This is a genomic window from Nitratireductor soli (genome assembly GCF_001050155.1).
GTDB lineage: Bacteria > Pseudomonadota > Alphaproteobacteria > Rhizobiales > Rhizobiaceae > Nitratireductor > Nitratireductor soli.
In genome coordinates this window covers 34,460-58,437 of the sequence record NZ_LFVY01000011.1, presented here as the reverse complement: position 1 = coordinate 58,437, position 23,978 = coordinate 34,460, and the positions used below count along the sequence as shown (strand labels likewise).

Here is a 23,978-nt window from a genome sequence, read left to right as displayed (position 1 = left end):
GCAAATGGATGGGTAGGCCCGATGGGGGGAAAGACACTGACGCGCGCCGAATTGGCGGAAGCCGTTTATCGGAAAGTCGGTCTGTCGCGCACCGAATCGGCTCAGCTTGTGGAAATGGTCCTGCAGGAAGTCTGCGACGCCGTCGTTCGCGGCGAGACCGTCAAACTCTCCTCCTTTGCCACTTTCCAGGTTCGCAGCAAGAACGAGCGCGTCGGACGCAATCCGAAGACTGGTGAGGAAGTGCCGATCCTGCCGCGCCGGGTGATGACCTTCAAGGCGTCGAACGTGCTCAAGGACCGCATTCTCAAGGCGCATCAGGCAAGGCGCATCCGCAAGAGCGCCTGAACAGCGCCTGTGCATCGCCGCCCCTGGACTGGGATGGCGAATTTTGCTGACTGGAAAACTGGGTTAGACTAGCGAATCGCCGCTTTCGCGACGGTCGTGCGCGCATTTCGCCCGGCCAAGGCGGCAGGCATGACGGGAGCTGTTTCGCCAACCAGCGCGGCTGCGGCTCCTTACAGGAGATGCGCCGACCGATGGACAAAAGCCCCGACGCCTTCCGCACCATCAGTGAAGCGGCAGAAGAGCTCGACCTGCCGCAGCATGTGCTGCGTTTCTGGGAAACACGCTTCGCGCAGATCAAGCCTCTGAAGCGCGGCGGCGGCCGGCGCTATTACCGCCCGCAGGATATCGACCTGATCAAGGGCATCCGCCACATGCTCTACGAGCAGGGCTACACCATCAAGGGTGTTCAGAAACTGCTGCGCGACAATGGCAATCAATTCATCGTTGCGGTCGGGCGCGGCGATGTGGCCGCCGTCGAGGCGATTACCCAGAGCCGACAGGCCGAGGCCGAGCGGCAGCGCGGCTCCGAGGAGGAAGGCCTTGTCGGCATTCCCAAGGTCAAGCCCAACAAGCGATTCTTCGGTCTGGCGCGCGGTGACGGGGATGGTCCGGTGGCTGCCGACAGTTCCAGCCTGTCGCGCGACAACCGTGCGCTGCTGCAGGAAACGCTGTTCGATCTGCTCGAATGCAAGCGGCTGCTCGACCAGGTGCGTTGAGCGCCTGAACCTGGAGATGATCATCTGCAATCATTGATAGGCTCTACGGTGCTGCGACAGAGGCGGGCGCCCCGGCTCAGTGCCGATCGTCTTGAGGCACCGGAATAATCCTGATGCCGCGTCCGGCATGCGGAGCCGCTCTCTTGAGCACCGCTTCTCCGGGGCTGATATGGCTCGAATGACGGTCTCGATCCCGATGTGGCGGACGATAGGGTGGACGATCGGCCCGGCCCAGCCTGCGGGCATGCCTGTAGCGGCGGTAATCGCGATAGTGATAATCGCGATCATAATACGCTCCACCCGTATAGACGGCGCCATAATACGGATCGGAGGCGTAGTTTTCATCGTAGACACAGCCCGACAACAGGCCCACGACGCCGATGAGAACCGCTCCCGTGATTGCCTTGATCATCATTCCCGCGCCTCCTGAGCACATTACGCATTATGTAGATCAGGTTTGGTGGCAGACAACGGCATTAAGATGTCGAATGCCGGTTGCTCCCTCCCGTTCCGGCGGCTCGCGTGCGATTGTCCGGCGTCGCGACAGGCCTCATCATTGTAGCGGAAAGCTGCTTTTTGTTCCCTCGACCGTTTTTGGCCTTGCACGGCAACCAGCGAAAATATAAGGCTTCTCGCGGTTCGGAGCGTAGCGCAGCCCGGTAGCGCACTTGACTGGGGGTCAAGGGGTCGTGGGTTCGAATCCCGCCGCTCCGACCATTTTCCTTCCGGCGCCGGGGTCCTGGTTCAGCAGCACTGCTCTCATGTGTTTCTGCTCCAGCGCGATCATCCCCCAGAGCAATCCCAAGAGCAGATAGAAATGGCGCCAGTGATCCGTATCGATCACCGTGCCCAGCGCCACGTGTCCGACGAACACGATGTAGACGCACAAGAGATAGGGCTGCCAGGGACGCTGGCGGAACAGGATGCGGAAACCGGCCGTCAGGGTCCACAGGATCAGCGTCAGATAGGCGGCAAAGCCTAGCCAGGAATAGTCGAGCAGCGCCTTCAGCCAGATATTGTGGGTATCCTCGCCAAGCAGCTTGCCGAAGCGCAGCGGGCCGATGCCGAGCGGATTCTCTGTTGCCCACAGAAAGCCGATGCCGAAGCGGGCGAAACGGCCAAGCCGAGCGCTGTCGTAATCCTGGGTGAGCTTCGCCCGCTCGAAGAAGAGATCGGCCACCGCCGGGATCTGCAGGGCAAGGACCAGCGCCAGCGCAAGGCCGGCCAGCGCCAGCATCGCCGTCACGCCGATGCGCAACCGCAGCAGGCCGCTGCGGCTGTTGAGGAACACAGCCAGGACCAGAAGCATCGCGGTGACGGCCAAGAGCCCCCAGGCGCCGCGCGAAAACGAGAAGAAGACGCCGCCGGCAACGATCAGGAACAGCGGCACGGCGAGGCTGGCGATGAGCGGTCGTGCGGTGAGGATCAGGTAGAGAAGTCCGATCGCCGGCAGGGTGAGGAATGGGCCGAATACGTTCGGATCCTCGAACACGCCGGCCGCCCGCTCGAAGCGGGTGAACAATTCGGCGCCGGGAAATGCGTTGAAATAGCCCAGAATGCCTAACAAGGCGGTGGCCACCGCCGCCATGACCCAGGCGGTGAAGACCACCTTCAAGAGCCGGGGTTCGGCTTCCACCGCCGCGGCGAAAAACACTGCCGTCAGGGCCAGGAAGAGCGAGACGGCGATGTAGAGCGGGATCGTCCCGAGCTCGGCGAGCTGCGACATGGAGATCGCACCGCCGACGTTAAACAGGACGAGCAGGGCCAGAAGCGGAGCGATGCGGCGCGAAATCTTCAGACCGGCCAGCGCCCACACGGCGATCAGGCCGACCATATACAGTTCATAAGGCGCCGGTTCGCGGATGACGAAGCCCGACAGGAACACGCCGATGCCGATCGCTCCCGTTTTCACCAGGCTGATCAGCTTGGCATCGATCGCTGCGCGCGGCAGCGTCGCGGCCGTGGAATGGGTGGAAAGGGCGCTCAATAGGCGTTTTCCGTGTTCATCAGCCGTATCGGCGTCAGCAGCAGTATCTTCAGGTCGAACCACAGCGACCAGTTTTCGATATAGTACAGATCGTACTCGGTGCGCTTGCGGATCTTTTCATCCGTGTCGACTTCGCCGCGCCAGCCATTGATCTGCGCCCAGCCGGTGACGCCGGGCTTGACCCTGTGGCGGGCGAAATAGCCGTCGACGACTTCCTCGTAGAGCATGTTGTGCGCCTGGGCGGCGACCGCATGCGGCCGTGGCCCGACCAATGACAGGCTGCCAAACAGCGCGTTGAAGAATTGCGGCAACTCGTCGACGGATGTCTTGCGGATGAAGCGGCCGACCCTCGTCACGCGCGGATCGTTCTTCGTTACGGCGTTCCTGGCGGTCGGGTCGCATTGCTCGGCATACATCGAGCGGAACTTCAGGACCTCGATGGCTTCATTGTTGAACCCGTGCCGCTTTTGCCTGAACAGCACCGGCCCCTTGCTGTCGAGCTTGATGGCAATCGCTGCGGCCAGCATGACCGGTGAGAACAGGGCAATGCCGATCAGGCTGAAGACGATGTCGAACAGGCGCTTGGCGACCGAATCCCAATCGTTGATCGGCCGGTCGAAAATGTCGAGCATCGGCACCGAGCCGATATAGGAATAGGCGCGCGGCCGGAAGCGCAGATGGTTGGAATGGGCCGACAGGCGGATATCGACCGGCAGGACCCAGAGTTTCGACAGGAGCGACAGGACGCGCGCCTCGGCCGACATGGGCAGCGAAACGATCAGCATGTCGATGCGGGCGATGCGGGCGAACTCGACCAGTTCGGCGATGTTGCCGAGCTTCGGATAGCCGGCCACCACCGGCGGTGAACGCCGGTTGTCACGGTCATCGAAAATGCCGCAGATGCGGATGTCGTTATAGGGCTGCTGTTCGATCGAGCGGATCAGCTGTTCCGCGTTGGATCCGCCGCCGACGATGACGGCACGGCGCTCGATCGTCCCGTTGCGTGCCCAGCGGCGCATCAATTGCGCGGCGACGATGCGCAGGACGAGCAGGGCGCAGAAGCCCGCCGCATACCAGGCGCCGAACCAGAAACGCGAGAAATCTTCGGAGATTTTCAGGAAGAAACCGGTCAGCGACAGGGCGGCGAAGGTCGCCGACCAGGCAAACAGGATACGCCCGAGATAGCCGGTCGGATTGCGCAGCGCCGGCATCTGGTAGCAATCGGTGAACTCGCACAGGAACACCGTCAGCACGGAACCCGCGAGGACGACGATCATGTAGTGCCAGAAGAGATGCGCCGAAATGCCGACATAGATCAGATAGAGCAGCACGCCCATGACGAACATGACGGCGAATTCCACCAGCCGCATCACGCCGCTGACCATCACCGGCGACATGGTTTCGCGGCTGTATTGCTGCGCCACCTGGCGGGCGACGGGACCGAGGGCGGGACGGCCTTCTTCCGCGTGTTCGCTCGCCGCCTTTTCCCTGGCCTTCGACGCGTAGTATCGCTTCGGGTCGAACTGGTTCATGGTCCTGATACTGCCCCTGACGTTGTGAAGCCAGGATATCAGGCAGGGAATAACATTCCCTTTCGATAACGATTATTCGATCTGTGGCGCGATGATGCGCCTGTCAGGCCGGTCGGTTCAGGCTCGCCTGGTAGGCGGTCTCGATGGCCCGCGCCATGACATCGGCGCCGAAACGGGCGCGAAGCTCCGCCTGCGCCGGCATCAGCGCCTCGAAGGCCGCCTCATCGGCCAGGGCGAAGCCCATTTTTGCGGCGATCGCGTTTTGACTGGGCAATGTCAGCGCCGGGGAACCGGCGCCGAACACCTCGGGAATGCCGCCGACGGCGCTGGCGATCAGCGGTCGCCCGGCTGCCAGCGCCTCAAGCACGATGTAGGGCATGGCCTCGGCGCGCGACGGCACCACCATGATGCGTCCGCGTCCGAACGCCGCGCGCGCCGGCATGGCCGGCAGGAAGGTGATGCGTTCGCCGAAACCCCGCGCTTTTGCCTGGGCGACATAGGCGTCGCGGTCATCGCCATCGCCGACCATCACGGCGCTCAGCCGGCGTTCGGTGGCCTGCTCCGCTTGCGCCAGCGCGTCGATGAACAGGTCCGGCCCCTTCAGGTCGCGCATCATGCCCACATAGAGGAAATCCGCCGCGTCCGGCGCTGTGGCGACGGGAATGAACTCGTCGGCGTTGAGCCCGTTATGGACCAGCGTGTTCGGTGCGCGCGGCCGGCCGACCTTCTGCTCATAGGTGCGCCGCTCATAGTCCGAGACGAACAGGATGTGGTCGGTGAACCGGTCCATGATCCGTTCGAGCGTGAAGAAGACGCGGCCCGTCATCGTCGCCGCGTCGTAATGCAGGCTGCCGCCATGCGGCGAATAGATGCGCGCCGGCTTCTGGCCGAACAGGCGCATCATCGTGCCGAACAGCCGCGCATAGACGCCGCCCTTGGCCCCATGCCCGTGCAGCACGTCAGGCTGCATGTCCTTGACGATGTTGAAGGTGCGCCATGCCGCGACCAGGTCGCCCGGCCCCACATGGCGCTGCATTGGCGTGCGCTTGACGCCGAGCGCCAGCTTCCGTTCGACCTCGGCGAACAGGCGCGCCTCGAAGGCGCCGCCGGTGGTCGAATCGCAGACGATCCCGACCGAATGCCCATCCGCCACCTGCGCGTCGCACAGATCGCGCACATGGCGAAAAATGCCGCCCACCGGCGAGCGAAAGCAATGAACGATGCGCAGCTTCCGCTTCACCTGCATGCGAAAAGCCCGCGCTGGAGGAGCACCTCAGAACAGACGTTCACGCACATAGACCGTGTCGCCGGGAAGCAACGGATCGGAGGTCACCACGCGTCCGGTCAGCACCTTGCCGTTGATGCTGCGGGTGATGTCGACCGTGCCCTGATTGGCCCGCGCGCTGAACCCGCCGGCCGCCGCGACGGCCTTTTGGACGGTCATGCCTGGAACATAGGTGTATTGTCCGGGCGCGCCGACTTCGCCCATGATGAAGATCGGCCGGTAGCGGTCGATTTCCACCGTCACGTCCGGATCGCGCAGATAACCCTGGCGCAGCGCCTCGGCGATCCCCTGTTCGACCTGTCTCGACGTCTTGCCGCGCGCAGGAACCGAGCCGATCAGCGGAAAGGCGATGTAGCCGGCCTGGTCGACGCTGTAGGTGTTGGTCAGGTTTTCCTGGTCGAAGACCGTGACGCGCAGATTGTCGCCCGCATCCAGCACATAGGGCTGGTAGAGCGCCTCATGAAAGGCCGCTGGTGCGGGACGGTAACCGGAGCAACCGGCCATGGCCGCGACGGCGATCAGCGCCGGCAACAGGGAGGCGATTTTCTTCATGACCGACTGTGAACCTCTGACGTCACTCGCGCCTGCGATCGAGGCGCCACCCCTCCCTTATCCATCCGTTAGGGTTAATGTCGGGTAAAGCCGATGATTATGCGCTCATAACGGGTGTCCCGTGCATGCGCCTTTGTCTCCCTTGGAATTAACGCCATGGTTACCATAGATATTTACCTTGCCGCCGAGAGATGTTGGAGTGGAGTGCATGAACAGCGGTCAAATTGCAGCCGGCGACGTCGATGTCGATCTGGCGCGGCTTTTCGCCGGGTTCCGGCGCAAATGGCCGCGGATACTCCTGGCGGCCCTGATCATAACCGGCCTGGTTTTCGCCGTTGCCTTCATGGCAACGCCGCAATACCGGGCCGAGACGCGGCTTTTGATCGAGACGCGCGAATCCATCTACACCCGCCCGCAAGGCATGAATGACGGCGACCGGCCGATCCTCGACGGGGAGGGGGTGACGAGCCAGGTCGAACTGATCGGCTCGACCGAAATCCTGAGCCAGGTGGCCACGCAGCTCGATCTTGGTCGGCGCGCCGAGTTTTCCGGCGGGCGCGGCTCGATCGTCGACCGGCTGATGGTGCTGGCCGGGCTGAAAAGCGCCCCGCCGGAGGCGCCGGTCGAAGAGCGCGTCCTGACCGCCTTCCGCGAGCATCTGAGCGTCTACCGGGTCGAGAATTCGCGCGTCATCGTCATTGAATTCTCTTCCGAGGACCCAGGGCTTGCCGCCCAGGTGGCGAATGCCGTGGCCGACGCCTATGTGGCGGTGCAGAGCAACGCCAAGCTCCTGTCCAACACCAGCGCGACCGACTGGCTGGAGCCGGAAATCGAGGACCTGCGCACGCGGGTCAAGGAAGCCGAGGCGCGGGTTGCCGAGTACCGGTCGAAATCCGACCTCCTGCTTGGCCAGAACAACACGGTGCTGGCAACACAGCAATTGTCCGAGATCTCCAGCGAACTGTCGCGCATGCGCGCCAACCGCTCGGCCGCCGAGGCCAAGGCGGAGGCGCTGCGCGCCGCCCTGCGCAATGGCGCGGCCATCGAAGACCAGCCGGAAGTGCTGGCGTCGCCGCTGATCCAGCGCCTGCGCGAGCGGCAGGTGGAACTGCAGTCGCAGATCGCCGACTTGTCGACGACGCTGCTCGGCAATCATCCGCGCATTCGCGCGCTGCAATCGCAACTGACCGATCTCAACGGCCAGATGCGCTCCGAGGCCGGCAAGGTGCTGTCCGGTCTCGACGCGGAGGCCGACACGGCGCGCCGGCGCGAGGCCGAGCTGACCGGCGAACTGAACCAGTTGAAGGTCGCCTCGGGTCGCGCCGAGGAAGAGCAGGTGGAGTTGCGCGCGCTCGAGCGCGAGGCGACGGCCCAGCGCGAATTGCTGGAATCCTATCTGACCCGCTATCGCGAGGCCGCCTCGCGCAGCGACCGCAGTTATCTGCCGGCCGATGTGCGGATTTTCTCGCGCGCCCTCACGCCGAGCGAGCCCTACTTTCCCAAAATCGTCCCGATCACGGCTGCCGCCTTTGTCGCATCCCTGCTGATCATGGCCATCGTCACCCTGTTGCAGGAGCTGTTCAGCGGCCGCGCCATGCGCCCGGTTGCCGGCGCGATGGCGCCGGTGCAATCGGTCGCCATGCCGAGACCCGAGCCGGCCTTTGCCGACGAGACGGGCAACGAACCGCCGGCCGCCGCCGCGCCGTCATATCAGGCGGTCCCGGCTTACCAGCCCTCCGAGCCCGAAATGACACGGGAAGCGCGGTTTGGCGAAATGGACATCGAGGAGGCGTCCGAAAAGCTGGTTTCAGGAGGCGCGACGCGTGCCCTGTTCATCTCGCCTGAAGGCGATGAGGCTGCCGCCGCTTCCGTTCTGGTGGCGCGCGATGTCGCCGATTCGGGCCTGCGCGTCCTGCTTCTCGACCTGACGGCGTCGGGTGCGGCATCGCTGCCGATGCTGGAGAGCGTCGCCTATACGGGCATCACCAATCTCCTGGCGTCGGAAGCGCAGTTCGCCGACATCATCCATGCGGACCTGTTTTCCGATTGCCACATCATCCCGGTCGGCACCGCCGATCCGGCACTGGCCATGCGCGCCGCCGACCGGCTGCCGATCATCATGGAATCGCTGACGGCCGCCTATGACGTTCTGGTGGTCGAATGCGGCCCGGCCGATGCGGCCGCCATCCGCCGCCTTCTGGCGGCCGATACGGAGGTCATGGTCAGCATGATCGACCCGCAGGAAGGGGAATTCGCTGCCGAAACCGCCGAGCAATTGCGCGATGCCGGCATTCAAGCGCCGATCCTCGTGACGCCGGCCGGCAAATCGTTTCCGCCCGCACCCCCCGGTCGCGACGCCGCCTGAGGCGCTCTATCTCCTTGTTTTTCCGCGTTCATGCGGGCGCAGGTGATTCCATCCGGCAGCTCAAATGCTGCGATCAGGAGCGCAGGAACGCCAGCTTCCGGCGCAGCCACTTGGCGGCGTTCCACAGGCGCGGGCTGTTGTTGATGTGCCGCTTGGCGCCGGCGATGCCGGCGCGGGCCACGGCCAGCAGGTGGCCCTTGGCCGTCAGCGGCACGAATGTGTCGAACTGGATGGTCTCCAGATCACACCACAGCCGCTTGTAATATTCGTCGCCGACGCTGAAATCGTAGACGGCCAGGCCCTCGCCGCAAGCCTCCTCGATGTTTTCGAAGAACAGGAAGGACCCCGGGCTGATATCGCTCAGCTCGTCCTCGGTGATCGAGCTGAACTCGCAGATCAGCCGATCGCCGGTGCGGCTCGATCCGGTGACGGCGCGCAGCCGGCCGGCGACCTCGAGGCCGTGCATGACGAAGGCCGGCCGCGCATCCTGCGCGGCATCGCCGAACAGCGTGCGAAACGCCTGCTGCACGGCCTCGGGGCCGAACACGTCGTGAATGCCCATCTTGGCGAAACGCTGCCGCTTCATGGCGAAGAAGGCGTCGAGCATGGCGTCGGTCTCGGCGCGCGAGGCCGCCCGGCGGCGCCGGTATCCGCCGGCCGCCTCCAGCTTGCGCGCCTGGGCGCGGTATTGCTTGCGTTTGCGCTTGCCGCTGGCGCGCTCGAGTACGGCGTCGAACCCGCCATCGAGATCGACCGCCAGCGCCACATTGGGACTTGGCCTGTTCGGCCACGCGGCGAGCGGATTGCGCAGGCCGCCTGCTTCATGCACCTGCCGCTCCAGTGCGAGAAGGTCGATGTCGGGGCGCTGCTGGCGAAGGCCCTCGACAAGGGCTGCCAGCGCGCGCGGGGCCAGCGTGTGGTCGAAAGTCAGCGCCGTCGCCGGGAAATTGCCATTGGCATGCCGGTCGCCGATGAAGCGGGCAATGCGCAATGGCCCGTGCGCGGCGATTTCCAGCGCCAGGCTCAGCACATGTTGCCCGCCATCCGACAGGCGAGCGACGACGCATTCGGCCGGCGAATGCCGCACCCAGGCTTCGATCCAGCCGGGGCTTTGCGCCGGCATGAAGCGCGCCGCGCGGCAATCCTGGCGGTACTGCGCCAGTGCCGCCGCGTCGGCGGCGCTGACGGTCAGCGCCAGCGTGCCGGCCGCGAAGGCGGCCGGTTGATCGTTCTCGTCGGGGGAACTGGCGGAAATCATCGCAAATGACGCAGCTTCGTTGTTGCCCCCAAGGGCCATACTCTCGTGGTGCGATCCTGACAGATGGTGCCCATCCGTCAGGAAAAATCGCCCCACCAGACCAATAGCTTGTGGGCTGACTTCTCGAAACAGATGGGCACCATCTGTTTCGGTCAGACTAGCGACAAAAGATGAAAGAATGACCCACGCAGGTACCGATCACCAGAGCCGCTCAGTCCTGCGGGACAAGGGCCGGATTGAACACGACCTCCCACAAATGCTGGTCGGGATCCTGGAAATAGCCTGAATATCCGCCCCAGAAGGTTTTCTGGGCCGCTTTGACGATATGAGCGCCGGCATTTTCCGCCTGGCGCATCACCGCGTCGACCGCGTCCTCGCTGCCGACATTGTGGCCGATGGAAAACTCCGTCGGGCTGCTCGCCGTCTGCGCGATCCCCGCGTCGTGAGCCAGGTTGCTGCGGGCGAACAGGGCGAGTTTCACGCCGTTCTGAAGATCGAAGAACGCCACGGCGCCATGGTCGAATTCTTGGCCGACAATGCCCTCCGTCGGCAGTCCCAGGCCATCGCGGTAGAACTTGAGCGACGTTTCCAGGTCGTCGACGCCGAGGGTGAGAACGGTGATTCTGGGTTTCATGCGACATTTCTCCTTCAACTGCGGGCGTCGCTGCGGGGGGCAGGCGACGGAAAAGCTTTGCCTGCAATAGAGCCCGCTGCATTGAACAAAACGGCCAATATCGTCATTCTGTCGGGCGCGGCAATCAGCATCGGTGCGAGAAGGACGTCGTTCAATGAAGGCGGTGCCGGTCCAGGCGGCGGGTCAGTTTTTCGAAAGGCCGGTGGCGTTCGCCTTGCGGCACAGCTTCTCCAGCCTCTGGGTTCACCGCCTGCCGCAGGAGCAGGCGCCGCCGATTGTCATCGCGCCGGACGGGACCATCGACCTGCAATGGATCGACGGCGCCTTTCGCATAGCGGGCCCCGACCGCGAGCCGCAGACGGAGATGCTGCCGGCTGGAACCATGGTGATCGGCTTCCGTTTTCATCCGGCCGCCGCCGCCAACTGGCTTGGCGTACCGGCCTGCGAGATCGCGGGACAGCGCCTGATGCTGGACGAACTGTGGGGCGCCGGGGCGAAGCGGCTGGCCGGCGACCTTGCCGGCCGGCAGGGGACGGCAAGCCTCGCCGATGCGCTGGAAGGCCTCCTCGCACGCCGCGATCCGCCACCGGTGCCCATGGACCATGCGATGCGGCGCGCCTTCGCCATCATCGATCAAGGACTTCCGCCTGGCGTGCCGCTCGTGCCCTTCCTTGGGCGGGCGCTTGCCATGAGCGAGAGAACGCTGCGCCGCCGCTTTGAAGAAAATTTCGGCTACGGGCCGAAAACGCTCGACCGAATCTTGCGCTATCAGCGGTTCCGCCGTCTTGCAAAGGCGGCCGGCAGCGGATCGACGGCGATGCTGGCCATCGAGGCCGGCTATGCCGATCAGGCGCATCTGGTCCGAGAAAGCCGCAGGCTGACCGGAAGCACGTTGTCTGAGATTGACCGGGCGATGCGCTGCCAAGCGGGGCCGGGTTCTTGAACAGATCAGCGTTTCCCGGAAACGCTGATCTGTTCAAACTTATTGTTTCCCGCCTTTATGCGGATGTCAGGTGATTCCACCTGACTGCAAAATGCTTTAGGCGTGGCTGTCGGGCCGGCCGATCATCCAGCGAATGACGGCCATCGCCGGCAGAACCCACAGAAGGCCGGTGAAAAAGAAATAGGCCAGATGCACAAGCGGGCCGGATTCGGCGAGCTGCGCCACGGCGATCGCCGTCGACAGGATCGCGTAGACGATGACCAGCGCCAGCAGGGCGAGCATGCCGATGAATTTTCTAAGGCGTACGGGCATAGGATGGACCTTTCCCCCGTTTCATAGAAGCCCCAGCGCGATGACGCAATGTCGGCGGCCGTCCTGCTTGCCGCCCAGCGGCGCGACGGCTTGTCGCGCGCGCGGCACTTCGGCTTGCAACAGGCCTGCCTTTGGTTCAGGAAACATGCGATCCCTCAACAATGATGGCTGCCACCTTGGATATTTCCGCTTCCAGCGCCGCGTTCGGGCAAACCACGCAGGAAACCCTGCTGCGCAACCGCAGGTTCGTGCGTTTCTGGTTGTATGGCGTGCTTTTGGTCCTGTTCGCCCTGGTGCTGGTCGGCGGGGCGACGCGGCTCACCGAATCGGGCCTGTCGATCACCGAATGGAAACCGATCCACGGCGTCATTCCGCCGCTCGGCGAAGCCGAATGGCAGGAAGAGTTCGCCAAGTACCGGCAGATCCCCGAATATCAGCAAATCAACAAGGGCATGAGCCTGGCCGAGTTCAAGACCATCTTCTGGTGGGAATGGGCGCACCGGCTCCTGGCGCGCAGCGTCGGCTTCGTCTTCGCCCTGCCGCTCGCCTTCTTCTGGCTTTCGGGACGGCTTGAAAACCATTTGAAGCCCAAGCTTCTGGGCATTCTGGCGCTGGGTGGCCTGCAGGGCGCCGTCGGCTGGTGGATGGTCGCCTCGGGCCTGGTCGAGCGGGTCGATGTCAGCCAGTACCGGCTGGCCACGCATCTCACCATCGCCTGCCTGATCTTTGCCGCCACGGCGCTGGTGGCGCGCGGCCTGGCGCCGCACAGCACGGGGCGGGCGGGCGAGGGCACGCGCCGCTTCGCCGGCTGGCTGGTGATCGCGGTGTTGTTCCAGATCTATCTGGGCGGCCTCGTTGCCGGCCTGCGCGCCGGCATGACCTTCAACACCTGGCCATTGATGGATGGCGCGTTGGTGCCCGGCGGCCTGTTCACCCAGCACCCGGCACTGATCAATTTCTTCGAGAACCCGAAGACGGTGCAGTTCATGCATCGTCTCGGCGCCTACCTGGTTCTGGCGCTGACCATCTGGCACGCCGCCCGCGTGCTGCGCGCCGAACCGGGATCGCCGCATGCGCGCCGCGCCATTCTGTTCGTCATTCTTGTCGTGCTGCAGGCGGCGGTGGGCATCGCCACGCTGTTGATGGTCGTGCCGATCGGCTGGGCCCTCCTGCACCAGGGCATGGCGCTGGTCGCTCTCGCCTTCGCCTGCGCCCATTGGCGGGCGACGAAAGGCGGTTACCCGCTGCCCGTACCACGCGCGGCGCAAGACGAAATCTACTGAAGCGCCGCCCGCACGGCGCGCGCCACGCTCAGGCTGCGCTCGGCTTCCTCCGCATTGCCGTCTTCGTGGTGCCACGAGGCCGACAGGCAGGCATGGGCGAAACCGTAACGCAGAAAATCGCCCTCGTCGCGGCCGAGGTGACGTGAGAGCAGTGCACCCAGCCGCGCGGCACGGTCCGGATCGTTGCGCAGATCGACGCGGTCGAGCGGATTGTAGAACAGATTGGCCGCGTCGTAGCAGGCATCGCCGAAAACGCCCGCCGGGTCGATCAGCAGCCAGCCGCGCGGGCCGAACATCATGTTCTCGTGGTGGAAGTCGCCATGCAGCGGGCGAATGTCGCGCTGGTTCGACAGGAGATCGTCGGCAATGGCCGCAGCTTCCGTGAACAGCGTTTCCCTGCCTTGATGCCGATCGTCACCAGCCTTGGCGAACAGGCTGCGGAAATGATCGCGCAGTGGCGTCAGCCCGGTTGGCATCGTCAGGTTTTCGCCCTTGGCCAGCCGTGCCAGCATCTCGGATGCCAGGGCATTGGCATCCTCGTCGCCGACCTCGTTGAGAACATCGAGCAGCGTGCGGTGGCCCGCATGCTCGATCAGATGAGCCTGGTCCTGCCGGCCGAGCAGGCGCACGGCGTCGCGTCCGTCACGCCATTGCAGGAAGCGCGCTCCCGTTTCCTCATTCTCCAGCCCGGCCGGCTTGTGGTCCTTGACCACCGCCCTGCTGCCGTCGCCGCGCGTCACGTCCCAGACATGGCTGGCGGGCGTGTCGGCCATCAATCGTGCGGTGGCGATGTCCCATGCTGCCGGAAAGACCGGTGACACGACGTGCCGCTCTGCGCTGTCAGCCATGGCCCTCGATCATCAGGTCCATGTTCTGCACGGCCGCCCCCGAGGCGCCCTTGCCGAGATTGTCGTAGACGGCGATCAAGAGGGCTTGCGCCCGCGCATCGTTGGCGAAGACATGCAGCGTCATGTTGTTGCTGTCATTGTGCCGTTCCGGATCGAGCGCGCCGCTGCGCTCGGCATGGCCGAGCGGGGCGACATCGACGACGCCGCCCTTGATCGCGCCATAATGGTCGGCCAGCGCCGCATGCAGCTCGGCGCCCGTCGGCACGCGCGGCAGATTGCCAAGCTGCAAGGGCAGGGCGGTCAGCATGCCCTGGGCGAAATTGCCGACGGCCGGCTGCATCAGCGGCGTGCCGGTGAGGCCCGAATAGGCTTGCAGTTCCGGCACGTGCTTGTGCTTGAGGGTCAGCGCGTAGGGCATGAATTCGGCCGCGTCCTCGCCTTCGGCCTCGTAGTCCTCGATCATCGTCCGTCCGCCGCCGGAATAGCCCGAAATGCCGTTCACCGTGACGGGCAGTTCGGCCGGCAGGAGGCCGGCGGCGATCAGCGGGCGCAGGAAGGCGATCGGCCCCTGCGGCCAGCAGCCGGGATTGGCGACGCGCCCCGCATTGCGGATGGCCTCGGCCTGCGCCTTGTCCATCTCGGCGAAGCCGTAGGTCCAGCCCTCGGCGACCCGGTGTGCCGTCGAGGCGTCGATGACGCGGGTCGTGTTGTTGTCGATCAGCGCAACGCTTTCGCGCGCCGCATCGTCGGGCAGGCACAGGATGGCGATGTCGGCGGCGTTGAGGAACGCGGCGCGGGCGGCCGGATCCTTGCGCTTCTCCGTGGGGATCGAGATGACTTCGATGTCGCGCCGCTTTGCCAGCCGCGTCCTGATTTGCAGGCCGGTGGTGCCGTGCTCGCCATCGATGAAGATTTTCGCCGTCATGGTGCTGTCCTGGAAAAAGAATCGCATTTCAATTGGTTACGCGCATCGTCGGAATCAATCCGTGAGCGCCCCGCGAGCGTGTCGAATCATTGCACGAGACCTATCGTCGCTCTTTGCCGGCGAGAAGCCCCAGATAGTGCATGGCGACCGACGCGCCGGCAATCGCCGTGATGTCGGCGTGGTCATAGGCGGGCGCCACCTCCACCACGTCGGCGCCGACGAGATTCAGCGCGCCGAGCTGGCGCAGCACCGACAGGATCTTCGCGCTCGACGGACCGCCGGCCACCGGCGTGCCGGTGCCGGGCGCAAACGCCGGGTCGAGGCAATCGATGTCGAAGGTGATGTAGGCCGGACGGTCGCCGGCGCGCGCGATGATGGCCTGGGCGATCTCCGCCGCGCGCATGTCCTCCACCGCGTGGCCGTGGACGATCTCGATGCCGCAATCCTCCGGCGCGTGGGTGCGGATGCCGATCTGGATCGAGTGGGCGGGATCGATCACGCCGTCACGCACGGCGCGGCCGACGAACGAACCGTGGTCGATGCGCCTGCCGTCGTCGAACCAGGTGTCCTGATGCGCGTCGAACTGGACGAGGGCCAGCGGGCCGTGCAGCGCGGCATGCGCCTTGAGCAGCGGCCAGGTGACGAAGTGATCGCCGCCGAGCGACAGGAGGAAGGCGCCGGATCTGAGGATTTTCGCCGCCTCGCGCTCGATCGTTGCCGGGGTCTTCTGGTGGTTGCCATAGTCGAGCAGGCAATCGCCATGGTCGATCACCGCCAGCGCTTCGAACAGGTCGCGGTCGAACGGGTATTGCGGGTCGTTGTCGAAGATCGCCGAGGCACGCCTTATCGCCTGCGGGCCGAAGCGGGCGCCCGGCCGGTTCGACACGGCGGCATCGAAGGGGATGCCCCAGACGACGGCGTCGGCGCCCTTCAGGTTCTTCGTGTATTTCCGCCGCATGAAGGAGAGCGCCCCCGCATAGGTCGGGTCGCTCGCAGCCCCTGTCAGGCTGCGGGCGGTGAAGGCGTTGTCGATGGCGTTCGACGGCATGGCGCTCTTCCTGACGATGCGTTTGCGGGATGCTTATGGGTAGGGTGAATGGCGGCGTCCGCGCAACAAAAAAGCGGACCCGAGGGCCCGCTTCTTCGTTCGATCTGCTGCGAAGCTTAGCGCTTCGAGAACTGGAACGAGCGGCGGGCCTTGGCCTTGCCGTACTTCTTGCGTTCGACGACGCGGCTGTCGCGGGTCAGGAAGCCACCCTTCTTGAGCACGGCGCGCAGGGTCGGCTCGTAGTAGGTCAGTGCCTTCGAGATGCCATGGCGCACGGCGCCCGCCTGGCCCGAAAGGCCGCCGCCGACGACCGTCGCGACGATGTCGTACTGGCCGTTGCGGCTGGCCGCGATGATCGGCTGCTGCAGGATCATCTGCAGGACCGGACGGGCGAAATAGGCGTTGAACTCCTTGTCGTTGACCACGATCTTGCCGGAGCCCGGCTTGACCCAGACGCGGGCAATGGCGTTCTTGCGCTTGCCGGTCGCATAGGCGCGGCCCTGGGCGTCGAGCTTCTGCACATGGACGGGCGCCTGCGGCTCGCTCGTCTGCGCGGCGGTCGCCGCACCCAGCTCTTCGAGGGAATTGATTTCGGCCATGTTACTGGGCCCTCACATTCTTCTTGTTCATGGAAGCGATGTCGAGCGCCTCCGGGGTTTGCGCCGTATGCGGATGCTCGGCACCGGCATAGACGCGCAGATTCTTCATCTGGCGACGGCCAAGCGGTCCGCGCGGGATCATGCGCTCGACAGCCTTCTCGAGCAGACGCTCGGGGAACCGGCCCTCGATCAGCTGGCGCGCGGTGCGCTCCTTGATGCCGCCGGGATGGCCCGTGTGCCAGTAATATTTCTTGTCCGTGTACTTCTTGCCGGTCAGCACGACCTTCTCGGCATTGATGATGATGACGTTGTCGCCATCGTCCACATGCGGGGTGAAGGTGGGCTTGTGCTTGCCGCGCAAGCGGTTGGCGACGATGGTGGCGAGACGGCCGACGACGAGACCTTCGGCGTCGATCAAAATCCACTTCTTCGTCACCTCCGCAGGCTTCTGCGAAAATGTCTTCATGGTCTTTTCCACTTACTGGACCCGGCCAAAGGGCAGGGCGTTTCTTGTTGCTTGGTTTTGCGCCGTATGGGCGCAAACAGGCTCCGTGCCCGATTTTCAGCACGGCGAGCGTTTCCTACAGTGAGGGTGACCGGCAGTCAAGCCAGCAAATCAGCAGTCTCCGAAAAATAGATAAATTAAAACAATGGCTTATGATGGCGGTATTTAAATACCGTAAAGATTCATGACCCCCATAGGGTGTTTCAGGGTTTTCCGCTCCCTGAGACAGGCGGGATCGAATAGGTGCCGGTGGCATGCGCGACGATGCCGCTCGCCTCGCCGGCCGTCAGTTCCGCCTCGAAAATCATCAGCCGCTTGCCGAGTTTCAGGATGCGGCAATGCGCGTCGACGGTGCCGGCTGGCGCCTTGCGCATGAAATTGATGTTGAGGTTGGTGGTGACGGCCAGCGCCTCGGGGCCGATATGCGACAGGGCGCAGACATAGCCGCCGATGTCGGCCAGGGCGAACAGGGAAGGGCCCGAAACCGTGTCGCCCGGCCGCAAATGCCTGAAACCTGCTTCCAGCCGTACCAGGCAGCCGCCGGGCCATACCTCCAGCGCGCGGTAGTCGGGCGGTTCGCCGCCGCAAGCCTGCGGGAAAACGTCGCGCAGGAAGGTGTTCACCTCCTCGGCCCGCATCACCGGCTGATAGTTCTCTCCCACCCGTCTGGCGTCCATGCCCGGCAATCCTCCCATATACCCGCTGATCGCGCCTGCGGCGCGATGCACCGACGATCGAAACAATTGCCGGATTGCCGCGCGAAGACAAGCCGCACTATGCTGGCGCCAACATCTTGCATCAACCGGGACAGGAGAAGGTCATGGCCGAAGCGGTCGCAGCAATCGAAGAAGCGGTGCGGGCTCCGGTGACGGCGGCGAGTGCGGCAGGAATCCTCACGCTGACACTCTCCAACCCGCCCGCCAACGCGCTTTCCATCGCCGCGATGGAGGCGCTGAAGGGCGCGCTCGACCGGGCGCGCGACGATGCCAGCGTACGCGTCATCGTCCTGCGTTCGTCGGAAAAGGTCTTTTCGGCCGGCCATGACCTGAAGGAAATGACCGCCCACCGCGGCGATTCCGATCGGGGCCGGGCGTTCTTCGACAGGACGATGCAATTGTGCGCCGAGCTGATGCAGACGGTGGTGCGTCATCCCAGGCCGGTGATCGCCGAGGTCGATGGCGTGGCGACGGCGGCCGGCTGCCAGCTTGTCGCCTCCTGCGACCTGGCGGTGGCGAGCGAGGCTGCCCGTTTCGCCACGCCCGGCGTCAACATCGGCCTGTTCTGTTCGACGCCCATGGTGGCGCTGTCGCGCAACGTCGCGCGCAAACACGCCATGGAGATGCTTTTGACCGGCGAGATGATCGACGCGGAGACGGCGCGCGGCATCGGCCTCGTCAACCGTGTCGTGGCGCGCGACGCGTTGAATCAGACTGTCATGGATCTGGCGCAAACCATTGCTTCCAAATCGCCTTTGACGTTGAAGATCGGCAAGGAAGCCTTCTACGCCCAGGCCGAAATGGGCCTGTCGCAGGCCTATGACTATGCCGCGCGGGTGATGGTCGAGAACATGCTCGCGCGCGATGCGAAGGAAGGCATCGGCGCGTTCATCGAGAAACGCGCGCCCGAGTGGAAGGGCGAGTGAAGCCGCGAGACGCTTGGCGTTCGTCGAGGAACGAACCGATCAACCGCTGTTTCAGCCCGAATGTCTTCAAGAGATGCTGACGCTGCGGCGCGCTTCGCGAAGAACGTCGCGCGGCGCACTCAATCGAATATCCACGGGCGGCGGCGCGACCGGTCTCGCATGTCCGGCTTGCAGTGCAGCACCGGGCACGAGGCCTGGTCTGCGGTGGGAATATAGCTGCGTACGGCCCGGTGGCCGGCCGGGCACAGAAATTCGTTCGCCACATAGCGGTCATACAGCGTGAGGCTGGGATTGCGTTGCGAGCGGTAACGCATGATGGCCGCGCCCTCGTTGGCGATCCTGGCTTGCACGGAGGCACAGCTCATGGCAGTTGAATTATAGCGTGAGATGGCCTCCGCCTGACCGGCGAAGGCGAGCATTCCCAAGGCAAGGATGGCATATCTCAACATGATCGACCACTTGGCTTTCTGCTTGAAACGGTTGGAAAGCGTATCACAAACGCGCGCCCGCCGATACGATCGGGCCTCACGGGCGCGGCTTCTCGGGACGGACGATGAACCACGATTCCTATGACGATGCGTATATTTCGGCAATCTTGAACGCGGTGAAGACGATCGCCATCGTCGGCGCTTCGGCCAACGATGTCCGTCCCAGCTTCTTCGTCATGAAATACCTGCTCGACAAGGGCTATGCGGTGCACCCGGTCAATCCCGGCCAGGCCGGCAAGGCGATCCTCGGCCAGCCGGTCGTGGCGCGGCTGGCCGATCTGTCCGAGCCGGTCGACATGGTCGATGTGTTCCGGCCGTCCTCGGCCATTGCCGGCGTCACCGACGAGGTGCTGGCGATGGCGACCCTGCCGAAAGTGGTGTGGATGCAGCTCACCGTGCGCGACGACGCCTCGGCCAGGCGGCTTGAGGAACACGGCATACAGGTGGTGATGAACCGGTGCCCGAAGATCGAATATGCGCGCCTGTCGGGCGAAATCGGCTGGAACGGCATCAACAGCCGCGTCATTTCGTCCAGGAAACCGCTGATGCGCAAGGGTTTTCAAAGTTTCGGCATTCGCCAGCGCTGATTTTTCCGCGCCGGCCGTGGCGGTCGGGTGAAATCTCCTTTGCCTCGGTCAGCCAGCCTCTGTATTGATGCCGGCTTACCGAATGAGGCATGCCGAAACGCATGCAGGTCCAGATGACATGGAGGAAATGACATGAGCGAGCGCACGCCTGGTTTCAACACGCTGGCCGTCCACGCCGGAGCCCAGCCGGATCCGGCCACCGGCGCCCGCGCCACGCCGATCTACCAGACGACCTCCTATGTGTTCGACGACGCCGATCACGCGGCCTCCCTGTTCGGCCTGAAAGCCTTCGGCAATATCTACACGCGCATCATGAACCCGACCCAGGCGGTGCTCGAGGAGCGCGTCGCGGCGCTTGAGGGCGGCACCGCCGCCGTCGCCACCGCGTCGGGCCATGCCGCCCAGCTCCTGACCTTCCATTCGCTGATGCAGCCGGGCAAGAATTTCATTGCCGCCAGAAAGCTTTACGGCGGCTCGATCAACCAGTTCGGCCACGCCTTCAAGAACTTCGACTGGCATGTGCGCTGGGCCGATCCGGAGGATCTGTCGACCTTCGAGAACCAGATCGACGACGACACCCAGGCCATTTTCGTCGAAAGCCTCGCCAATCCGGGCGGCACCTTCGTCGATCTGGAGAAGATCGGCGACATCGCCCGCAAGCATGGCCTGCCGTTCGTCGTCGACAACACCATGGCTTCGCCCTATCTGCTCCGGCCGATCGAGCATGGCGCCGACCTGGTGCTGCATTCGCTGACCAAGTTCATGGGCGGCCATGGCAATTCGGTCGGCGGCGTGCTGGTCGACGGCGGCACGTTCGACTGGTCGAAGTCGGGCAAGTACCCGATGCTGTCGGAGCCGCGCCCCGAATATGGCGGCATGGTGCTGCACGAGACTTTTGGCAATTTCGCCTTCGCCATCGCCGCGCGCGTCCTCGGCCTGCGCGATTTCGGCCCGGCGATCTCGCCCTTCAACGCATTCATGATCCTGACCGGCATCGAAACGCTGCCGCTGCGCATGCAGCGCCATTGCGACAATGCGCTGAAAGTGGCCGACTGGCTGCGTGGGCACGATGCGGTGTCGTGGGTTTCCTATCCGGGCCTGCCGGACGACCCCAACCACGCGCTGATGCAGAAGTACTCGCCGAAGGGTGCCGGCGCCGTCTTCACCTTCGGCCTGAAGGGCGGCTTCGAGGCGGGCGTCAAGGTGGTGGAAGGCGTCGAGCTGTTCTCGCACCTGGCCAATATCGGCGACACCAAGTCGCTGATCATCCACCCGGCCTCGACCACCCACCGCCAGCTTTCCGATGAGCAGAAGGCGGCGGCCGGCGCCGGCGTCGACGTCGTTCGCCTGTCGGTCGGCATCGAGGATGTGGAAGACATCATCGCCGATCTCCAGCAGGCTTTGTCGCGGCTTTGATCGACACGGCGGCGCGGGCGAACCGCGCGCGCCGCCGTCATTCCTGCGGCAGGGGCAGGGCGCTGTCCGTCTTGACCGCCCGCATCGAGAAGTTCGAGCGGATGTCCTCGACCATCGGCAATTCCAGAAGAACGTTGCTCAGCAGCGCCTCATAGGCTGCCAGGTCCGGCACGACGACTTCGGCGATGAAGTCCGGCGCGCCCGAAACCATGTGGCAGGAGACCACCTGCGGTATGGCCATCAAGGCCGCCTGCAGCGCATCGGCGCGCGCCCTCGTGTGCCGGTCGACCTTGATCTCGGTGAAGATCGTCAATCCAAGCGACACCGCGTTGCGGTCGATCACGGCGCGATAGCCGCGGATGACGCCTTCCTGTTCCAGCCGCTTGACGCGGCGCAGGCAGGGCGAGGGCGACAGGCCGACACGGTCGGCAAGCTCCACATTGGTCAGCCGTCCGTCATCCTGCAGCGCCTGCAGGATCTTGCGGTCGATCGCATCGAGCGAAATTGGCATATTGCGCCTTCTGTATCATTATTATTGGCATAACATGCCAATAATGAAGCATTATGAGATGCAATAAGCAAGGACATGCGCCGGCCTTCCAGGGCAATCTGTCTTCTCGTCCTCCCGTTCGGGAAATCCCCTGGAAACACCATGTCGCAGCATCTGTGGTTGACCTTCATCATCGCTTCGCTGCCGGTTCATTTCGCACCGGGGCCGAACAACGTCCTGGCTCTGTCGCGCGCCATGACCCACGGCTATTGGCCGGCGCATCTGGGCTCGCTTGGCCGCTATCCCGCCTATCTGCTGATCTTCCTGGCGGCCGGCTTTGGTCTGGGGGCGCTGCTTGCCACCTCGCCGGCGGCCTTTGCCGCGCTGAAATGGATCGGCGCCCTCTATCTCGGCTGGATCGGCTATCGCCTGCTGCGCTCTGCGAAGGCCCTGGCGGTCGATGGTGCCGGGGCGCCAAGGGAAGCATTTCAACTCGGCCGTTTCATGCGTGGGGAATTCCTCGTCGCCATCATGAATCCGAAGGCCGTCATCTTCGCCACCGCCTTCTATGCGCAGTTCATTACGCCCGGCCAGGACGGGTTCGCCCGCCTGTTCGCGCAGATGGTCGCGGTTTCGCTGACGCTGGAATGGATTGCTGCCGGCTGTTTCTGCCTGTTCGGCGCCAAGGTGGCGGGCCTGGCCGGCGGGTCGGGGCTGCTCGCCTGGGTCGCCCGCGGCCTGGGCGCGGTGATGATCGGCTTCGGGTTGCTCCTGGCAGCCTCCTGAGTTCAGAGCCGCCGCTGGAGCGCCGTGCGTCCATTCGGACGCTACACAAGGACGCTCTATCTTCTTGTCTTTCCGCATTTATGCGGACGTCAGGTGGAACCACCTGACTGCAAAATGCCATAGGCGCAATCGAGCCGCTGCAGCCCATGGAAATGGTAGGTATCGCCATAGCGCGGCGCCTGGAGGGCGACAAGCTTCGGCAGGCGCTCGAACAGCACTTTGAGGCCGACCTGCAATTCCAGCCGCGCCAGCGGCGCGCCGATGCAGAAATGGATGCCGGCGCCGAAGGAGACATTCTTCTGGTCGCCGCGTCCGGGCGTGAAAAGGCGCGGGTCGGCGAAGGCGGTCGGGTCGTTGTTGGCGGCGCCGAGCAGCAAGCCGACCTGTTCACCGGGGTCGATTGTCACGCCGGGCGCGATGTCGACCGCCTCATAGGCGTAGCGCGTGAACATGTGCAGCGGCGGATCGTAGCGCAGGCACTCCTCGACAGTCGCCGCCGCATCGTGCGCCGAGCCGAAGAAGCGGCGTGGATCGCCGCCCTGATCGAGCACGGTGGCCACGGCATTGCCGAGCTGATGCACCGTCGCTTCGTGTCCGGCATTGAGAAGCAGGATGACGGAGGAAACGAGTTCATCCTCGGACAGCCGTTCGCCCTCTTCCCGCGCCACGATCAGCAGGCTGAGCAGGTCGTCGCCGGGCGTGGCTCGCCGCTTGCGCGCGTAAGCGCGAATGAAATCGGCAAAGTCGCGGGCCGCCTCGTTTGCCCGCTCCTGCGTTTCCCGGTCGCTGCCATGCATGTACATCGCCACCATTCGGTGCGACCAGTCGACGAGCTGCGGGCCCATCTCGACGGGCACGCCGAGCATTTCGGTGATGATGACGAGCGGGATGGGCGTCGCATAGGCGGTGATCAGCTCGGCCTGGCCATCCGCCTCGAACCCGTCGATCAGCGCGTGGCAGAGCGTCTCGACACGCGGCCGCAGCCGCTCGACCTGACGCGAGACGAAGGCGCGGTTGACCAGGGTCCTGAGGCGTGTGTGGACAGGCGGTTCCAGCTCGAGCATGGAATTGGCGTCCACCGCATCGAAATCGCGGACGTGGCTGCGGTCGCGCGCGTCGGCCGCCGCCGGCTTCTGCCGTCCGAGACGCCGGTCGCGCAAAGCGCGGTTGACCGCGTCATAGCCCGAAAGGCACCAGAAGCCGTAGTCCTCCCAGAAGAAAGCCGGCGATTGCGCCTGCAGCAACGCATAGGTCTCGTATGGGTTCTGGACGAACGCCGCCTCATGCGGGTCGAGCCGCAGGCGGCGCGCTGCCGGGGCGAAGCTCAGATACGGTGGAAGGGGGAGCCGGGCTGTCATGCGGCAAGACTAGGCGGCGCAGCGCGGGCAGGCCAGAGCATCTTCGCCGCGCGGCCTCAAACTGGCGCAAATGC

27 protein-coding genes and 1 tRNA gene are annotated in these 23,978 nt (G+C 64.6%); 10 read left to right on the top strand and 18 right to left on the bottom strand.

The annotated features are described in order from the left end of the window. The first annotated feature begins 21 nt into the window (after positions 1–21). Together AB843_RS14800 and AB843_RS14795 are read left to right on the top strand one after the other, a co-directional pair. Complete coding sequence (locus AB843_RS14800) at positions 22–345, top strand: integration host factor subunit alpha (RefSeq protein WP_048647644.1); 324 nt, start codon at positions 22–24, stop codon at positions 343–345. Between the two features lie 191 nt (positions 346–536). Beyond that, complete coding sequence (locus AB843_RS14795) at positions 537–1,061, top strand: MerR family transcriptional regulator (protein WP_048647790.1); 525 nt, start codon at positions 537–539, stop codon at positions 1,059–1,061. Positions 1,062–1,137: 76 nt separating this feature from the next. Here the strand turns inward: AB843_RS14795 and AB843_RS25605 are convergent, their stop codons facing one another. Next, entirely contained in the window at positions 1,138–1,476 is a 339-nt protein-coding gene (locus AB843_RS25605; RefSeq protein ID WP_157384523.1) for a hypothetical protein, read from the bottom strand. A 225-nt stretch (positions 1,477–1,701) separates the two neighbouring features. Here AB843_RS25605 and AB843_RS14785 point away from each other — a divergent pair. Continuing rightward, positions 1,702–1,778: transfer RNA gene (locus AB843_RS14785), tRNA-Pro, on the top strand. Here the strand turns inward: AB843_RS14785 and AB843_RS14780 are convergent. From AB843_RS14780 to AB843_RS14765, 4 genes are all read right to left on the bottom strand, one after another. Further along, positions 1,741–3,048, bottom strand: a complete 1,308-nt coding sequence (locus AB843_RS14780) for an O-antigen ligase family protein (RefSeq protein WP_048647789.1) — start codon at positions 3,046–3,048, stop codon at positions 1,741–1,743. The two genes, AB843_RS14785 and AB843_RS14780, sit on opposite strands and share 38 nt — an antisense overlap. Next, complete coding sequence (locus AB843_RS14775) at positions 3,045–4,580, bottom strand: undecaprenyl-phosphate glucose phosphotransferase (RefSeq protein WP_048647642.1); 1,536 nt, start codon at positions 4,578–4,580, stop codon at positions 3,045–3,047. The genes AB843_RS14780 and AB843_RS14775 overlap by 4 nt, the downstream gene beginning before the upstream one ends. Positions 4,581–4,683: 103 nt before the next feature. Further along, a complete protein-coding gene (locus tag AB843_RS14770) occupies positions 4,684–5,820 on the bottom strand; it encodes a glycosyltransferase family 4 protein (protein WP_162230643.1) in 1,137 nt (378 codons plus the stop codon). Between the two features lie 33 nt (positions 5,821–5,853). Beyond that, positions 5,854–6,417 carry a polysaccharide biosynthesis/export family protein gene (locus AB843_RS14765; protein ID WP_048647640.1) on the bottom strand — a complete coding sequence of 188 codons (564 nt, stop codon included), beginning with the start codon at positions 6,415–6,417 and terminating at the stop codon, positions 5,854–5,856. 208 nt (positions 6,418–6,625) lie between these two features. Here AB843_RS14765 and AB843_RS14760 point away from each other — a divergent pair, with 208 nt between their 5' ends. Continuing rightward, complete coding sequence (locus tag AB843_RS14760) at positions 6,626–8,782, top strand: GumC family protein (RefSeq protein ID WP_048647639.1); 2,157 nt, start codon at positions 6,626–6,628, stop codon at positions 8,780–8,782. Positions 8,783–8,855: 73 nt separating this feature from the next. Here the strand turns inward: AB843_RS14760 and AB843_RS14755 are convergent, their stop codons facing one another. Together AB843_RS14755 and AB843_RS14750 are read right to left on the bottom strand one after the other, a co-directional pair. Beyond that, positions 8,856–10,079: a GNAT family N-acetyltransferase gene (locus tag AB843_RS14755; RefSeq protein ID WP_244467987.1), complete on the bottom strand. Its 1,224-nt coding sequence runs from the start codon at positions 10,077–10,079 to the stop codon at positions 8,856–8,858. A 172-nt stretch (positions 10,080–10,251) separates the two neighbouring features. Then, complete coding sequence (locus tag AB843_RS14750; RefSeq protein ID WP_048647637.1) at positions 10,252–10,674, bottom strand: VOC family protein; 423 nt, start codon at positions 10,672–10,674, stop codon at positions 10,252–10,254. 154 nt (positions 10,675–10,828) lie between these two features. Here AB843_RS14750 and AB843_RS14745 point away from each other — a divergent pair, with 154 nt between their 5' ends. Beyond that, entirely contained in the window at positions 10,829–11,617 is a 789-nt protein-coding gene (locus AB843_RS14745) for an AraC family transcriptional regulator (RefSeq protein WP_048647636.1), read from the top strand. Positions 11,618–11,713: 96 nt separating this feature from the next. Here the strand turns inward: AB843_RS14745 and AB843_RS14740 are convergent, their stop codons facing one another. Beyond that, entirely contained in the window at positions 11,714–11,929 is a 216-nt protein-coding gene (locus AB843_RS14740) for a DUF2842 domain-containing protein (RefSeq protein ID WP_048647635.1), read from the bottom strand. A 21-nt stretch (positions 11,930–11,950) separates the two neighbouring features. Then, complete coding sequence (locus AB843_RS26280; protein WP_280136298.1) at positions 11,951–12,076, bottom strand: hypothetical protein; 126 nt, start codon at positions 12,074–12,076, stop codon at positions 11,951–11,953. 14 nt (positions 12,077–12,090) lie between these two features. Here AB843_RS26280 and AB843_RS14735 point away from each other — a divergent pair, with 14 nt between their 5' ends. Next, positions 12,091–13,212, top strand: coding sequence for a COX15/CtaA family protein (locus AB843_RS14735; protein ID WP_048647634.1), 1,122 nt, complete (start codon positions 12,091–12,093; stop codon positions 13,210–13,212). Here the strand turns inward: AB843_RS14735 and AB843_RS14730 are convergent. From AB843_RS14730 to AB843_RS14705, 6 genes are all read right to left on the bottom strand, one after another. Next, positions 13,206–14,060 (bottom strand): aminoglycoside phosphotransferase family protein, encoded by an 855-nt coding sequence (locus tag AB843_RS14730; protein WP_048647633.1) that lies wholly within the window; start codon positions 14,058–14,060, stop codon positions 13,206–13,208. The genes AB843_RS14735 and AB843_RS14730 overlap by 7 nt on opposite strands. Further along, positions 14,053–14,985 (bottom strand): N-acetyl-gamma-glutamyl-phosphate reductase, encoded by a 933-nt coding sequence (argC, locus tag AB843_RS14725; RefSeq protein WP_048647788.1) that lies wholly within the window; start codon positions 14,983–14,985, stop codon positions 14,053–14,055. Before argC ends, AB843_RS14730 begins: the two co-directional genes overlap by 8 nt. 100 nt (positions 14,986–15,085) lie before the next feature. After that, positions 15,086–16,033: an agmatinase gene (gene speB / locus AB843_RS14720; protein WP_048647632.1), complete on the bottom strand. Its 948-nt coding sequence runs from the start codon at positions 16,031–16,033 to the stop codon at positions 15,086–15,088. 116 nt (positions 16,034–16,149) lie between these two features. Next, the gene (gene rpsI, locus AB843_RS14715; protein ID WP_048647631.1) at positions 16,150–16,632 is read right to left on the bottom strand and encodes a 30S ribosomal protein S9; all 483 of its coding nucleotides are present in this window, start codon (positions 16,630–16,632) and stop codon (positions 16,150–16,152) included. Between the two features lies 1 nt (position 16,633). Then, positions 16,634–17,098 carry a 50S ribosomal protein L13 gene (gene rplM / locus AB843_RS14710; RefSeq protein WP_048647787.1) on the bottom strand — a complete coding sequence of 155 codons (465 nt, stop codon included), beginning with the start codon at positions 17,096–17,098 and terminating at the stop codon, positions 16,634–16,636. A gap of 242 nt (positions 17,099–17,340) precedes the next feature. Further along, complete coding sequence (locus tag AB843_RS14705) at positions 17,341–17,814, bottom strand: PaaI family thioesterase (protein ID WP_048647630.1); 474 nt, start codon at positions 17,812–17,814, stop codon at positions 17,341–17,343. Between the two features lie 143 nt (positions 17,815–17,957). Here AB843_RS14705 and AB843_RS14700 point away from each other — a divergent pair, with 143 nt between their 5' ends. Next, positions 17,958–18,779 carry an enoyl-CoA hydratase gene (locus AB843_RS14700; RefSeq protein ID WP_048647786.1) on the top strand — a complete coding sequence of 274 codons (822 nt, stop codon included), beginning with the start codon at positions 17,958–17,960 and terminating at the stop codon, positions 18,777–18,779. Positions 18,780–18,898: 119 nt separating this feature from the next. Here the strand turns inward: AB843_RS14700 and AB843_RS14695 are convergent, their stop codons facing one another. Beyond that, positions 18,899–19,228: a hypothetical protein gene (locus tag AB843_RS14695; protein WP_048647629.1), complete on the bottom strand. Its 330-nt coding sequence runs from the start codon at positions 19,226–19,228 to the stop codon at positions 18,899–18,901. 104 nt (positions 19,229–19,332) lie between these two features. Here AB843_RS14695 and AB843_RS14690 point away from each other — a divergent pair, with 104 nt between their 5' ends. Together AB843_RS14690 and AB843_RS14685 are read left to right on the top strand one after the other, a co-directional pair. Continuing rightward, positions 19,333–19,854 carry a CoA-binding protein gene (locus AB843_RS14690; RefSeq protein ID WP_048647628.1) on the top strand — a complete coding sequence of 174 codons (522 nt, stop codon included), beginning with the start codon at positions 19,333–19,335 and terminating at the stop codon, positions 19,852–19,854. A gap of 132 nt (positions 19,855–19,986) precedes the next feature. After that, a complete protein-coding gene (locus AB843_RS14685; protein WP_048647627.1) occupies positions 19,987–21,270 on the top strand; it encodes an O-acetylhomoserine aminocarboxypropyltransferase in 1,284 nt (427 codons plus the stop codon). A gap of 37 nt (positions 21,271–21,307) precedes the next feature. On the opposite strand, the gene AB843_RS14680 is transcribed toward AB843_RS14685, so the two are convergent. After that, entirely contained in the window at positions 21,308–21,781 is a 474-nt protein-coding gene (locus AB843_RS14680) for an Lrp/AsnC family transcriptional regulator (RefSeq protein WP_048647626.1), read from the bottom strand. Between the two features lie 141 nt (positions 21,782–21,922). Between AB843_RS14680 and AB843_RS14675 the strand changes: the two genes are divergently transcribed. Beyond that, positions 21,923–22,546, top strand: a complete 624-nt coding sequence (locus AB843_RS14675; RefSeq protein ID WP_048647625.1) for a LysE family translocator — start codon at positions 21,923–21,925, stop codon at positions 22,544–22,546. A gap of 89 nt (positions 22,547–22,635) precedes the next feature. Here AB843_RS14675 and AB843_RS14670 read toward each other — a convergent pair whose 3' ends face one another. Beyond that, positions 22,636–23,904: a cytochrome P450 gene (locus AB843_RS14670; RefSeq protein WP_048647624.1), complete on the bottom strand. Its 1,269-nt coding sequence runs from the start codon at positions 23,902–23,904 to the stop codon at positions 22,636–22,638. Between the last annotated feature and the right edge of the window lie 74 nt (positions 23,905–23,978).